Raw genomic sequence first — 11,712 nt, forward strand, 5'->3', positions numbered from 1 at the left:
TGCGGTGGTCGTCGGAACGCGGCCGCTGCGACCGCGTGCCCTCACTGTCGGCCGCCGGGCGCCCGCCGGGGAGCCTTCTCTGCCCGCCGCAGATTCGCCACGGGCAGAGCGCACCCGCCGCCGTCCGGCGCGCGCCGGACGGCCGGGGCCCGCACCGATGAGTTCCGGGGCCCCGGCCGGTCCCTATCCCCGACACCGTTCCACGCACTGGAGGTACTCATGACCACCGACGGCTTCACCACCTGCCTGTGGTTCGACGGACGCGCCGAGGAGGCCGCGCACTTCTACGTCTCCGTGTTCAAGGACTCCCACCTCGGCCGGGTCACCCGGTACCCCGCGTCCGGTCCGGGGCCCGAGGGGAGCGTCCTGACCGTCGAGTTCACGGCCCACGGCCAGAAGTTCGTCGCGCTCAACGGCGGACCGGAGTTCACCTTCTCCGAGGCGATCTCCTTCCAGATCGGCTGTGCCGACCAGGCCGAGATCGACCACTTCTGGGACAAGCTGGTCGAGGGCGGCGGCAGCCACGGCCCGTGCGGCTGGCTCAAGGACCGTTTCGGCGTGTCCTGGCAGGTCACCCCGACCCGGCTGGACGACATGATCGCCGATCCGGACCCGGCCAGGGCGGACCGCGCCATGAAGGCGATGCTCGGCATGCAGAAGCTGGACCTGGCCGAGCTGGAGAAGGCCTACGCGGGCGGGTGAGCGCCGGGCCGGGCCGGGGAGGCCCGGCGACCCGCCCCGCCGGCTCTGCGGCGGGATCCGCGTGGGCCACGCTGCCGCCGACCGTGCCGCGCGTGCGGATCGCGGGGTGCGCGACGGCCACGGGAACGGCTCCGGACCGGCCGGGCGAGGATGCCCGGGCGGCCCCCTGCGCCCTGGCGTCGGTGCGCCGGCCGGCCCGTCAGGCGCGCTCGGCCACGTCGGGACGCATCTTCATCGCGGTCATCGGCGTCCCACCGGGCCCGCCCGCCCGCGGTCGAACGGTTTCCCGCCGCGATTCCCGGGCCACCGCCGCGTCCTCCGTGCGCGCCGCGCACCCGGCGCCCGCCGGCCCGGGCGCCGGTCAGCCCGCGGCGCGGGCGTGCTCCCCGATCGCGCGGGTGATCTCCCGGGCGATGCGGACGATCCCGGGGGAGGTCACCGGACACGGCCTCGGCGTCGAGGTGGTGGGCGCCAGACAGAAGTGGAGGTGGTCGTCGTCCCGGTGCAGGGCCGTCCGGTCCCGCCCGGGCTGGGTGCAGTACCCGTCGTGGGAACGCTCGTGGGCGGTGCAGGGCAGGTACTGCGCCCAGGTGTACCGGCCGTCCTCGGGGCTCACCGCTCGTCCCGCGTCGGCGACCAGGTCACCGGAGGCGGCGGCCCGCTCGCGGTAGAGGGCGTTCACCCGGCGGACCCGGTCGGGTGTCATCGGGTCGGGGCCCTGCAGCACCCACACGATGCGCGGACGGCCGGCGCCGCCCGCCGCGTGGATCTGCTCGGTGAGCCGCCGCGCGTCGGCCGCGTACCGGCGGAAGTACGCGTCCTTCGAGGTGGCGTGGGAGACGCCCTTCATGCAGGGGGTGTAGTCCCAGGCGTTGCCCCAGAACTGCAGCACGACGTAGTCGGGCCGCACGCTGCGCACCAGGGCCGCCGCCTTGTCCGCGGCCGGCACCAGGGAGCGGCCGGGGCTCCCTTCCAGGTAGTCGCACAGGGTGGTGCCGGAGTAGGGGGCGCTGGTGTACCGGGCGCGCAGGTCCGTACGCAGTTCGCGCCCGAGCACCTGCCGGCTCTCCATGGCGAGCGAGTCGCCGAGGTACAGCACCGACGGCGGCCGTGCGGGCGCGGCGTCCGCCGTGGCCGGCGCCGTGCCGGGAGAGGCGGTGCCGGGGGAGGCGGTGGCGGCGGGCCGCTGGTGCGTGGTGGCCGGTGGCGACGCGGACGGCGGAGGGCCGGCCGCCGGTTCCGACTCCGGGTCCCCGCACCCGCCGAGCAGCACGGCGCACAGCACCCCACCCACGATCCACGCTGTGCGCACAGGGCGACTCCCACCACGGCCGGCGAAACGGCCCTCAGGCAAGCACAGAGCGGCCGAGGGCGGAAGACCGTCTCCCGGCCACTCGGCGCGCGCGGCGGGGTGGCCGTGGCTAGCGTGGAGAACCGGACCGACCGCCCGTTCGAAAGAGGGTCGACGTCATGGCCGTACAACCCGAGGGAGCCCCCTGCTGGGCCGACGCGATGTTCAACGACATCGAGGGAGCGAAGAGGTTCTACGGAGAGGTCCTCGGCTGGACCTTCGGCGACACGTCGTCGGAGTACGGCAACTACACGCAGGCGTACGTGGACGGGAAGGCGGTGGCGGCCGTCGTGCCGCCCATGCCGGGCCAGGAGGGCTCCTCGCAGTGGTGCCTGTACCTCGCGGCCGAGGACGCCGCCGCCGCTGCCGCCCGGATCCGGGAGCACGGCGGCGAGCTGCTGATGAACCCCATGCCGGTCGGTGACTTCGGGACGATGTGCCTGGCCCGGGACCCCGGCGGGGTCGTGTTCGGGGTCTGGCAGGCCGGTACGCACGAGGGGTTCCAGGCGATGGCCGTCCCCGGCGCCTACTGCTGGGCGGAGGTCTACACCCGGGACCCGGACGCCTCCGACGCCTTCTTCCCCGCCGTCTTCTCCTACCGGCAGAAGCAGTTGACGGACGAGATGGACTTCCGGATCTACGACCTGGGCGAGCAGAGCGTCCTCGGCCGGATGCGGATGACCGACGACTTCCCGCCCGAGGTGCCGCCCTACATCAACGTCTACTTCACCGTCCCCGACTGCGACGCGGCCGTGACCCGGGCCTCCGAACTGGGCGGCATCCTGAGGTTCGGGCCGATGACGACGCCCTTCGGACGGTTCGCCGCGGTCAGCGACCCGCAGGGCGCCAACTTCTCCGTGATCGACATCACCACCACCGAGGGCACCTTCCCGGACACCGCCGACGTGGACTGACGTGGACCGCGGCACCGGCCCGCGCCCGGAAAGGGCCGTGCGGGAGGGCACGGCGGCCGTGGCATGATCGGGGCCATGGGTGAACGATGGGTGGCCGCGTGCGACGGCGCGTCGAAGGGGAATCCCGGACCGGCCGGCTGGGCCTGGGTGATCGCCGACGACTCTCAGAACCCGGTGCGCTGGCACGCCGGCGCGCTCGGCAGGACCACCAACAACGTCGCCGAACTGACCGCCCTGGAACGGCTGCTGGCGGCCACCGACCCCGCCGTGCCGCTCGAGGTCCGGATGGACTCGCAGTACGCCATGAAGGCCGTCACCACCTGGCTGCCCGGCTGGAAGCGCAACGGCTGGCGCACGGCGGCCGGCAAACCGGTCGCCAACCAGGAACTCGTGGTGCGCATCGACGAACTGCTGCGGGACCGGTCGGTCGAGTTCCGCTACGTCCCCGCCCACCAGGTGGACGGGGACCCGCTCAACGACTTCGCCGACCGCGCCGCGAGCCGGGCGGCCACCGAGCAGGAGGACGCGGGCAGCGAGCTGGGCTCTCCCGAGCCGCCGCCCGCCCCGGACACCCCGCCCTCCGGCGCCGCACGGCGCGGAAAGCAGGGCCGGGCCGGCGCGGCCGGGACACGCAAGGGCGGCTCCGCCCGCACCCTGAAGGCGAAGTTCCCCGGACGCTGTGTGTGCGGGCGCTCCTACGCGGCGGGGGAGCCCATCGCCCGGAACGACGGCGGCTGGGGCCACCCGGAGTGCCGGACGGCCCGCACCGCCTGATCAGGCGTCGAAGGTGTAGTGCGGGGTGTGGTCCAGCAGCGCGGCCGGGGTCGTGTCGTGCCAGGGCCGCATGGTCTCGTCCAGGTCGACGACGTCCGGGGTGCCGGTGGCCGGGAGGTAGCCGGACCCGGGGTGCCGGCGCTGCCACTCCGACCACAGCTTGTCGATGTAGGCGTGGTGCAGCCAGAACACCGGGTCGTTGGGGGAGGCCCCGGTGGCCATGTGCCCGCCGACCCACACGTGCACCCGGTTGTGCAGATTGACGCCCCGCCAGCCCTCCAGGTGGTTGCGGAACCCGTCCGAACCGCTGTTCCAGGGCGGCATGTCGTACGTGGGCATGGACAGCACGGACTCCACGTCGGCCCGGGTGGGCAGGCGCAGCCCGCCCGCGCCGAGCGCCCGCCGCAGGTAGGTGCGTTCGTCCACCCGCACCGCGATGGGCCAGTTGCCGCCGGACGCGGCGAACGGGCCGTCCATCACCCGGCCGTCCCGGCTGCGCCCGCTGCCGCCGAGGAAGTCGGGCGCCCACAGGGAGGACCGCACCGAGGAGTCGGTGGTCCAGTCCCAGTACGGCAGGGCCACCGACGCGTCCACGGACTGCAGGGCCCGCTCGAACTCCAGCAGGAATCTGCGGTGCCAGGGCAGGAACGACGGGGAGCGGTGGCCGGTGCGCGGGCCGTGATCGGTGTCGGAGACGATGAAGTCGTTGTGGGTGGAGACGAACGCGTCGTAGCGGCCGGAACGCTTCAGCTCCAGCAGGGCGGCGACGAAACGGCGCTTCTCCTGGGCGGTCAGCGACGCCTGGTTCTTGCGGACGGTCATGTGCGGTGGTACTCCCAACGTGCGGACGGCACGGTTCAGTTGGCGGCGGCGGCGGTCGTGGCGGGGAAGGGCAGGAGCGGGGAGCCCTGCAGCTCGTCGACCGCGGCGCGGGCGGCGGCACGCGGGGTGGGGACCGGGTCGTAGTGGCTGACCACGCTGATCCAGGTGCCGTCGGCGTTCTGCATCACGTGCAGCTCCACCCCGTCGACGAACACCGCGACCGGGGGCCCGCCGTGATGGTGGTGCCCGCCGCCGGATGCGGGCCGGCCCTGTATGCGGCGGCCCTTGTAGACCTCGTCGAAGGTGGCGGGGGAGTCGTGGTGGCCGTGGTCGTCGGCGGCGGCGCGCGCGGTGGTGCCGTGGGCCGCGGCGGCACCCGCGGTGACGGTCAGGGCCGCGGCGGCGGTGAGCGCACGGCGGCGGCTGAGTTCGGGCATGGGACCTCCTGGGCGGGGCGGATGCGTGGGGGGACCCCGTATGCCTACCGGGTCCGCCGGTACCGGAGAAATCCCCACGGACCGGTTGGCTGCGATCCGGGCAATTCATCCCATGCGGTACAGAGTTGAACGAAGATGATCTTGCTGTGTCCGGGGTGCGGTGCGCGGCGGAACGGGTAATTCCTTGCGTGCGCGGCGCCCGGCGGGCCGATCCTTGGCGCGCCGTCGCGCATCCCGTGGTGTCCGTCACGCCGCGAGAATGACGCGATCGCGGACCCGCGGATCAGCCACCCGTGCCTGCTACTCTGCGTGCGCATCCGACTGCTGTCCGTCATGCCCGGATTCTCCCGGCATCCCAGAGTCCCCCCAGAGGTGCGCGTGAAGGTCGTCTGCGTCGGCGGCGGTCCCGCCGGCCTGTATCTCTCCGTCCTGCTGAAACTCCACGACCCCTCCCACGACGTCACCGTCCACGAACGCGGCCCGGAGGGCTCCACCTACGGCTGGGGCGTGACCTACTGGCGGCCCCTGCTGGAGCGCCTGCGCGCGCACGACCCGGAGTCGGCCCGCGCCATGGAGACCCACTCCGTGCACTGGCGGGAGGGCGTCGCCCACGTCCGCGACCGGGAGCGGGAACTGACCACGCGGCACCGGGGCGACCAGGGGCACGGCATCGGACGCCACCGGCTGCTCGGCCTGCTCGCCGACCGCGCCCGCGGTCTCGGCGTCCACCTCGCCTTCGGCAGCGAGATCCCGGCGGACCGGCTGCCCGGCGCCGACCTGGTGGTGGCCGCCGACGGCGTGCACAGCGCCCTGCGCACCCGCCACGCCGACCACTTCGGCACCCGCCTCACCACCGGGCCCCACCCCTACATCTGGCTCGGCACCACCAAGGTCTTCGAGGCCTTCACCCACTCCTTCGTGCGGACCGAGCACGGCTGGATCTGGTGCTACGGCTACCCCTACGGGCCCGGCCGCAGCACCTGCGTGATCGAGTGCGGCCCCGGCACCTTCACCGGCCTCGGACTCGACCGCGCCGGAGAGGCCGAGGGACTCGCCCTGCTGGAGAAGATCTTCGCCGACGTCCTCGACGGCCACCCCCTCACCGGCCGCACCGGCACCGGCGGCGCCGCCCGCTGGGAGACCTTCCGCACCGTCACCAACCGCACCTGGCACCACGGCAACCTGGTCCTGGTCGGCGACGCCGCCCACACCACCCACTACTCCGTCGGCGCGGGCACCAGCCTCGCCCTGGAGGACGCCGCCGCTCTCGCCGCGGCCCTGCGCGACCAGCCCGACGTACCCCGCGCACTCGACCGCTACGAGCGCGAACGCCGGGCGGCCCTGCTGCCCGCGCAGAGCGCCGCCCGGCACAGCGCCCGGTGGTACGCGGACCTCCCGCGCTACATCGACCTCCCCCCGGAGCAGATGTTCGCCCTGCTCGGCCAGCGCCACTCACCCCTGCTGCCGTACGTCCCGCCCCAGCTGTACTACCGGCTCGACCGGGCGGCCGGGCGCCTGGAGACCCTGCGGCGGTTCAAGCGCTGGGCGGGGCCGAGGCTGGCCCGGCGGACTCAGCACCGCGTCGACCGGCACGGATGACAGACTGGCCGCATGGACGAGCGCACTTTCGAACGATCCGGTCAGCACGCCTCGGTGATCGGACTCGGCACCTGGCAACTCGGCGCCGACTGGGGCGACGTGGACGACAAGCAGGCCCTCGCGGTCCTGGAGGCCGCCGCCGAGTCGGGGGTGACCTTCTTCGACACGGCCGACGTGTACGGCGACGGCCGCAGTGAGCAGACCATCGCGTCCTTCGTGAGCGGCCGGCCCGACCTGCACGTGCTGATCGCCACCAAGATGGGACGCCGGGTCGAGCAGATCCCGGAGAACTACGTCCTGGACAACTTCCGCGCCTGGACGGACCGCTCGCGCCGCAACCTCGGTGTCGACCGGCTCGACCTGGTGCAGCTGCACTGCCCGCCCACCGCCGTCTACTCCCGCGACGAGGTCTTCGACGCCCTCGACACGCTGGTCGAGGAGGAGCGCGTCGCCGCCTACGGCGTCAGCGTGGAGACCTGCGCCGAGGCGCTCGCGGCGATCGCCCGGCCGAATGTGGCGAGCGTGCAGATCATCCTCAACCCGTTCCGGATGAAGCCGCTGCGCGAGGTGGTGCCCGCGGCCCGCGAGGCCGGGGTCGGCATCATCGCCCGCGTCCCCCTCGCCTCCGGCCTGCTGTCCGGCAAGTACACCAAGGACACGGTCTTCCCCGAGAACGACCACCGCACCTTCAACCGGCACGGCGAGGCCTTCGACCAGGGCGAGACGTTCTCCGGTGTCGACTACGGCACCGGGGTCGAGGCCGCCGCGGAGTTCGCCGCGCTCGCCCCCGAGGGCTGCACCCCGGCCCAGCTGGCGCTGCGCTGGATCGCCGGTCTGCCGGGCGTCACCACCGTCATCCCCGGCGCCCGCTCCCCGGAGCAGGCGCGGGCCAACGCCGCCGCCGCGCGGCTGCCGGAACTGTCGCAGCAGACGCTCGAGGCGATCGACGACCTCTACGCCCGGCGGATCCGGGACCGCGTGGAGTCCCGCTGGTAAGGACGGACGCTCACGGCTCCAGGAGCAGCTGCCGCTCCTGCTCCTGGTCGCCGGCCGCCGCCCCGTCGTCGCGGACGGTGAACGCCTCCGTGAGGGTGTCGCTCGCCCTCCGCACCGCGTCCGGCGTGCCCTGCACCGTCACCTCCACGGGCGCCGCCAGCCGGGCGGCGCCCGTGTTCCCCGGTCCCGCCTCCCCGCTGTCCTCCGCGCCGAAGGTGGCGGTGCGCACCGTGGCCCGGTCGTCGGAGGGAAGCCCGTCCGACGACCCGAAGGTTCCCTCCAGGACCCGGACGACCGCCCGTGCGTCGTCGACGCCCCCGCCGCTCAGCGTCACGGTGAGCTGGGTATCGGACATGGCTTCCACAACCTCCCGGCCTCGGTGTCGTAGCCGTCCGTGTAACCGCGCGCCCGGCCGCCAAACCGGGGGCGGGCGGCGCGGGGAAAGCCGACGCGGACGGGGAACTCGCGGGAAGGAGGAGAGGAAGGCGGGTTCCAGACACCGGGAGGCGGCGTGTCCGACGACGCGGAGCAGGGCGAGGTCAGGCGCAGAGGGCGCAACGAGACCGAGGACGAGAGAGCGGACCGGATGTGGGTCGAGCTGATCCAGGAGGTCCGCGTCGCCCAGATGGGCGTGCAGATCCTCTTCGGCTTCCTGCTGACCGTCGTCTTCACGCCGAAGTACGACGATCTGTCCGACACCGATCAGACCATCTACATCGTCACCGTCGTCCTCGGCGCCTGCGCCACCGGGGCGCTCATCGCGCCGGTCTCCCTGCACCGCCTCGTCTCCGGGCGGCGCATCAAGGCCCAGGCGGTGCGGCTGGCCTCCGGGCTGACCCTGCTCGGCCTGTTGCTGCTGCTCGCCACCACCAGCGCGTCCCTGCTGCTGATCCTGCGCGTGGCGACCCACGACGGCTTCGTCCCGTACCTCGTGACCGGGGTGGTGTTCTGGTACCTGCTGTGCTGGTTCGGACTGCCGCTGTACGCCCGCTACCGGCACACCACGCGCTGAACCGCGCGCGACCGCGCGCGGTTGCCGAGGGGCCGGGTCAGCGTCCGGCGAGGACGTCCGCGAGGAAGTCGTCGACGCCGGCGTCCTCCTGGCCCGGCGCCACCATCCGCCGGGTCTCCGCGAGGAACTCGCCGACCGTCTCCGCCCAGGCGTACACCACCGCGTGGTGCCGGCCCCCGTCCGGTCGGGGCTCGCCCAGGAACTCCATGCGCAGCTCCCGGCCGGCGCCCCGGGCCTGCGGCGACAGCCGTACGTCCCCGACGCCCACCGGCCCGAGCAGGCCGTCCGCGACCATCTCGCGGTCGAGCTGCCAGCGCGCCAGGACCCGGCCGTCGTGGCTGAAGACCACGGTGACGGCGAACGGGTCGGCGGGGTCGTAGCTCAGGTGGGCGAGCACGGGGAAGCGGTCCGAGTCGCCCGCCTGGAGCTCCACCACCAGGGTCTTGTGCACGAACGGGTTCACGAAAGGGCCTCCGGGACGCGTACCGACGTAGAGCCCTCTAGTACCCCGCATCCCGCCGAGATGCTCAGTCGTCCGGGTGAATTGCCGGCCGGTCCGCTCAGGAGGGGTTCCTGGCCCGGCCCGCACGTCAGCCGAAGGCGTCCCGCAGGGCGGGGAGCAGCGTCTTCTCCGCCCAGTCGAGGTAGGCGGGCTGCGACTCGCCGCCCACCTGCACCAGCGCGATCTCCGTGAAGCCCGCCTCCGCGTAGGGGCGGACCGCCTCCACGAAGTCGTCCGGGTCGTCGCCGCAGGGGATGGACGCCGCGACGTCCTCCGGCCGCACGAACCGGGTGGCCGCCTCGAAGGAGTCCGGGTGGGGCAGTTCGGAGTTGACCTTCCAGCCACCGGCGAACCAGCGGAACTCGGCGTGGGCCCGGCGTACGGCCGTCTCCCGGTCGGGGTCGTGGCACACCGGCAACTGGCCCACCCGCGGCTTGCCCGTGCCGCCGTGCCGGTCGAAGGCGTCGAGGAGCCCGGCCTCCGGCTCCGTGGCGATCACCAGGTCGGCGAGGCGTCCCGCGAGGGCGCAGGAGCGCTCGCCGGAGACCGCGAGACCGATGGGGGGCGGCTGGTCCGGCAGGTCCCACAACCGGGCCGACTCCACGTCGAAGTGCGGGCCGCGGCGGTTGACGTGGCCGCCCTCGAACAGCGCCCGGATGATCTCCACCGCCTCCTCGAGCATCTCGTGCCGCACGTCGACGGACGGCCAGCCGCCGCCCACCACGTGCTCGTTGAGGTTCTCGCCCGAGCCGAGCCCCAGCCGGAACCGGCCCTCCGACAGCAGTTGTACGGTCGCCGCCTTCTGCGCAACCACCGCCGGGTGGTAACGGAACGTCGGACACGTCACGTACGACATCAGCGGGATGCGGGAGGTGGCCTGGGCGGCCGCCCCCAGCACGCTCCAGGCGTACGGGGAGTGGCCCTGGGAGGGCAGCCACGGGAAGTAGTGGTCCGAGGTCACCGAGAAGTCGAAGCCCGCCTCCTCCGCCCGCACCACGTGGTCGACCAGCTCACGCGGCCCGGCCTGCTCGGTCATCATCGTGTATCCGATCTGCACCATGATGTCCGGGTCCCCGTCCGCCCCGTCCGGAAACGGTGGATCACCCGGCCGCGGCCGGGCAGGATCGCGGCATGAGTGCCGATCCCCTGCCCACCTCCGCACCCGCCGCCCAGGGTGTGGACGCCGCCGGTGTCCACGCCTTCCTCGACGCCCTCGAAGCCGCCCCCGACATCGAACCCCACAGCCTGATGATCATCCGGCACGGGAAGCTGGTCGCCTCGGGCTGGTGGGCGCCGTACGCCGCCGACCGCCCGCACCTGCTGTACTCGCTCAGCAAGAACTTCACCGTGACCGCCGCCGCCCTCGCCGAGGCCGACGGCCTGATCGACTTCGACGCCCCGGTGATCTCCTACTTCCCCGAGTTCGCGGCGGACGTCACCGATCCCCGCAGCCGGGCGATGCGGGTCCGCCACCTGGCCTCCATGGCCAGCGGTCACGAGAGCGAGACCGTGGACGCCGCCTACGCCCGGGACCCCGCCGAGCCCGTGCGCGGGTTCCTGCTGCTCCCGCCGGACCGCGACCCGGGCACCCACTTCGCGTACAACCAGCCCAACACCTACACCCTGGGCGCGATCGTCCAGCGGGTCACCGGCGGGTCGCTCACCGCGTACCTGCGGCCCCGGCTGCTGGACCCGCTGGGCGTCGGCCCTGCCGGCTGGGTGCGCGACCGCACCGGACGCGAGATCGGCTTCAGCGGTCTGTACGCGACCACGGACGCGATCGCCCGGCTCGGCCGCCTCTATCTCGACGACGGCGTCCACGACGGCCGCCGGCTGCTGCCGGAGGGCTGGGCCGCCCGCGCCGCGCGCCCGCACGTCGCGACCGCCGGCGCCCTGGGCGGGGACCAGCGGCAGGACTGGGACCAGGGCTACGGCTACCACTTCTGGATGTCCCGGCACGGATACCGGGGCGACGGGGCCTACGGGCAGTTCTGCCTCGTGCTGCCCGAACACGACGCCGTGATCGCGGCGACCTCGGCGACCGAGCGCATGCAGGACTACCTCGATCTCATCTGGCGGCACCTGCTGCCCGCCTTCCACCCCGCGCCGCTCACCGGCCGGGACGCCCCGGACGCGGCGCTGCGCGACCGGCTCGACGAGCTCGCCCTGCCCCCGGCCCCGGGCGCCCCGGTACCGCAGGGCCGGGCGGCGGACTGGCCGGGCGCCGTGTTCGCCCCCGAGGGCGGGGCCTGCGCCGACCAGCCCACGCTGACCGGCGCCGCGGTCACGGCCGGCCCGGACGGCGGCTGGACGCTCACCCTCACCGACCGCGGCGAACCGCTCCCGCTGCGGCTCGGGGACGCGCCCTGGACGGTCGCGGAGGAACCCGTCCCGACCGCGGTGAGCGGCGGCTGGACCGGCCCCGGCACCCTGGCGGTGGACGTGGTGTTCCTCGAGACGCCGCACCGCCTGCGGATCTCCTGCTCGCTCGCCGAGGGCACGTTCACGGCCCACTGGCTCACCCGCCCGATGCCCCCGGCCCGCCTGCGCAGACTGCGCTCCCCGGCGACCTGAGTACCCGTGTTCGGATCGGGCCGGACTCC

13 protein-coding genes are annotated in these 11,712 nt (G+C 73.8%); 7 read left to right on the plus strand and 6 right to left on the minus strand.

Translation table 11 applies throughout. The annotated features are described in order from the left end of the window. Nucleotides 1-219: 219 nt before the first annotated feature. Nucleotides 220-702, plus strand: a complete 483-nt coding sequence (locus ACIRPP_RS02010) for a VOC family protein (RefSeq protein ID WP_403637108.1) — start codon at nucleotides 220-222, stop codon at nucleotides 700-702. Nucleotides 703-1,063: 361 nt separating this feature from the next. Here the strand turns inward: ACIRPP_RS02010 and ACIRPP_RS02015 are convergent, their stop codons facing one another. Beyond that, the gene (locus tag ACIRPP_RS02015; protein WP_403637110.1) at nucleotides 1,064-2,014 is read right to left on the minus strand and encodes an SGNH/GDSL hydrolase family protein; all 951 of its coding nucleotides are present in this window, start codon (nucleotides 2,012-2,014) and stop codon (nucleotides 1,064-1,066) included. 158 nt (nucleotides 2,015-2,172) lie between these two features. Here ACIRPP_RS02015 and ACIRPP_RS02020 point away from each other — a divergent pair, with 158 nt between their 5' ends. Together ACIRPP_RS02020 and ACIRPP_RS02025 are read left to right on the plus strand one after the other, a co-directional pair. Then, nucleotides 2,173-2,967, plus strand: coding sequence for a VOC family protein (locus ACIRPP_RS02020; RefSeq protein ID WP_403637112.1), 795 nt, complete (start codon nucleotides 2,173-2,175; stop codon nucleotides 2,965-2,967). Nucleotides 2,968-3,030: 63 nt separating this feature from the next. Further along, nucleotides 3,031-3,741 carry a ribonuclease H gene (locus ACIRPP_RS02025; RefSeq protein WP_403637114.1) on the plus strand — a complete coding sequence of 237 codons (711 nt, stop codon included), beginning with the start codon at nucleotides 3,031-3,033 and terminating at the stop codon, nucleotides 3,739-3,741. On the opposite strand, the gene ACIRPP_RS02030 is transcribed toward ACIRPP_RS02025, so the two are convergent. Both ACIRPP_RS02030 and ACIRPP_RS02035 read right to left on the minus strand, forming a co-directional pair. Next, nucleotides 3,742-4,563 carry a tyrosinase family protein gene (locus tag ACIRPP_RS02030; protein WP_403637116.1) on the minus strand — a complete coding sequence of 274 codons (822 nt, stop codon included), beginning with the start codon at nucleotides 4,561-4,563 and terminating at the stop codon, nucleotides 3,742-3,744. 35 nt (nucleotides 4,564-4,598) lie between these two features. Next, nucleotides 4,599-5,000, minus strand: coding sequence for a tyrosinase cofactor (locus tag ACIRPP_RS02035; RefSeq protein WP_403637117.1), 402 nt, complete (start codon nucleotides 4,998-5,000; stop codon nucleotides 4,599-4,601). Between the two features lie 378 nt (nucleotides 5,001-5,378). Here ACIRPP_RS02035 and ACIRPP_RS02040 point away from each other — a divergent pair, with 378 nt between their 5' ends. Both ACIRPP_RS02040 and ACIRPP_RS02045 read left to right on the plus strand, forming a co-directional pair. Beyond that, on the plus strand, nucleotides 5,379-6,599 hold the full coding sequence (locus tag ACIRPP_RS02040) for an FAD-dependent monooxygenase (protein WP_403637119.1): 1,221 nt from the start codon (nucleotides 5,379-5,381) through the stop codon (nucleotides 6,597-6,599). Between the two features lie 12 nt (nucleotides 6,600-6,611). Further along, nucleotides 6,612-7,595, plus strand: a complete 984-nt coding sequence (locus ACIRPP_RS02045; protein ID WP_403637121.1) for an aldo/keto reductase — start codon at nucleotides 6,612-6,614, stop codon at nucleotides 7,593-7,595. Nucleotides 7,596-7,605: 10 nt separating this feature from the next. Here ACIRPP_RS02045 and ACIRPP_RS02050 read toward each other — a convergent pair whose 3' ends face one another. Further along, a complete protein-coding gene (locus ACIRPP_RS02050) occupies nucleotides 7,606-7,950 on the minus strand; it encodes a hypothetical protein (RefSeq protein WP_403637123.1) in 345 nt (114 codons plus the stop codon). Nucleotides 7,951-8,106: 156 nt separating this feature from the next. Between ACIRPP_RS02050 and ACIRPP_RS02055 the strand changes: the two genes are divergently transcribed. Further along, nucleotides 8,107-8,607 carry a DUF6328 family protein gene (locus ACIRPP_RS02055; protein WP_403637125.1) on the plus strand — a complete coding sequence of 167 codons (501 nt, stop codon included), beginning with the start codon at nucleotides 8,107-8,109 and terminating at the stop codon, nucleotides 8,605-8,607. A 37-nt stretch (nucleotides 8,608-8,644) separates the two neighbouring features. Here the strand turns inward: ACIRPP_RS02055 and ACIRPP_RS02060 are convergent, their stop codons facing one another. Beyond that, nucleotides 8,645-9,070 carry an SsgA family sporulation/cell division regulator gene (locus ACIRPP_RS02060; protein ID WP_403637127.1) on the minus strand — a complete coding sequence of 142 codons (426 nt, stop codon included), beginning with the start codon at nucleotides 9,068-9,070 and terminating at the stop codon, nucleotides 8,645-8,647. A gap of 127 nt (nucleotides 9,071-9,197) precedes the next feature. Beyond that, nucleotides 9,198-10,169, minus strand: a complete 972-nt coding sequence (locus ACIRPP_RS02065; RefSeq protein WP_403637129.1) for an LLM class F420-dependent oxidoreductase — start codon at nucleotides 10,167-10,169, stop codon at nucleotides 9,198-9,200. Nucleotides 10,170-10,240: 71 nt separating this feature from the next. On the opposite strand from ACIRPP_RS02065, the gene ACIRPP_RS02070 reads away from it, so the two are divergent. Further along, the gene (locus ACIRPP_RS02070; RefSeq protein WP_403637131.1) at nucleotides 10,241-11,683 is read left to right on the plus strand and encodes a serine hydrolase domain-containing protein; all 1,443 of its coding nucleotides are present in this window, start codon (nucleotides 10,241-10,243) and stop codon (nucleotides 11,681-11,683) included. Nucleotides 11,684-11,712 lie beyond the last annotated feature (29 nt).

Source organism: Streptomyces sp. NPDC101219, assembly GCF_044767675.1.
Lineage (GTDB): Bacteria > Actinomycetota > Actinomycetes > Streptomycetales > Streptomycetaceae > Streptomyces.

Bases quoted from the DNA above. Each gene is read 5' to 3' on its own strand.
- ACIRPP_RS02020 (WP_403637112.1), top strand. From the start codon at position 2,173: ATGGCCGTACAACCCGAGGGAGCCCCCTGCTGGGCCGACGCGATGTTC.
- ACIRPP_RS02030 (WP_403637116.1), bottom strand. From the start codon at position 4,563: ATGACCGTCCGCAAGAACCAGGCGTCGCTGACCGCCCAGGAGAAGCGC.
- ACIRPP_RS02050 (WP_403637123.1), bottom strand. From the start codon at position 7,950: ATGTCCGATACCCAGCTCACCGTGACGCTGAGCGGCGGGGGCGTCGAC.
- ACIRPP_RS02010 (WP_403637108.1), top strand. From the start codon at position 220: ATGACCACCGACGGCTTCACCACCTGCCTGTGGTTCGACGGACGCGCC.
- ACIRPP_RS02070 (WP_403637131.1), top strand. From the start codon at position 10,241: ATGAGTGCCGATCCCCTGCCCACCTCCGCACCCGCCGCCCAGGGTGTG.
- ACIRPP_RS02025 (WP_403637114.1), top strand. From the start codon at position 3,031: ATGATCGGGGCCATGGGTGAACGATGGGTGGCCGCGTGCGACGGCGCG.
- ACIRPP_RS02065 (WP_403637129.1), bottom strand. From the start codon at position 10,169: ATGGTGCAGATCGGATACACGATGATGACCGAGCAGGCCGGGCCGCGT.
- ACIRPP_RS02035 (WP_403637117.1), bottom strand. From the start codon at position 5,000: ATGCCCGAACTCAGCCGCCGCCGTGCGCTCACCGCCGCCGCGGCCCTG.
- ACIRPP_RS02045 (WP_403637121.1), top strand. From the start codon at position 6,612: ATGGACGAGCGCACTTTCGAACGATCCGGTCAGCACGCCTCGGTGATC.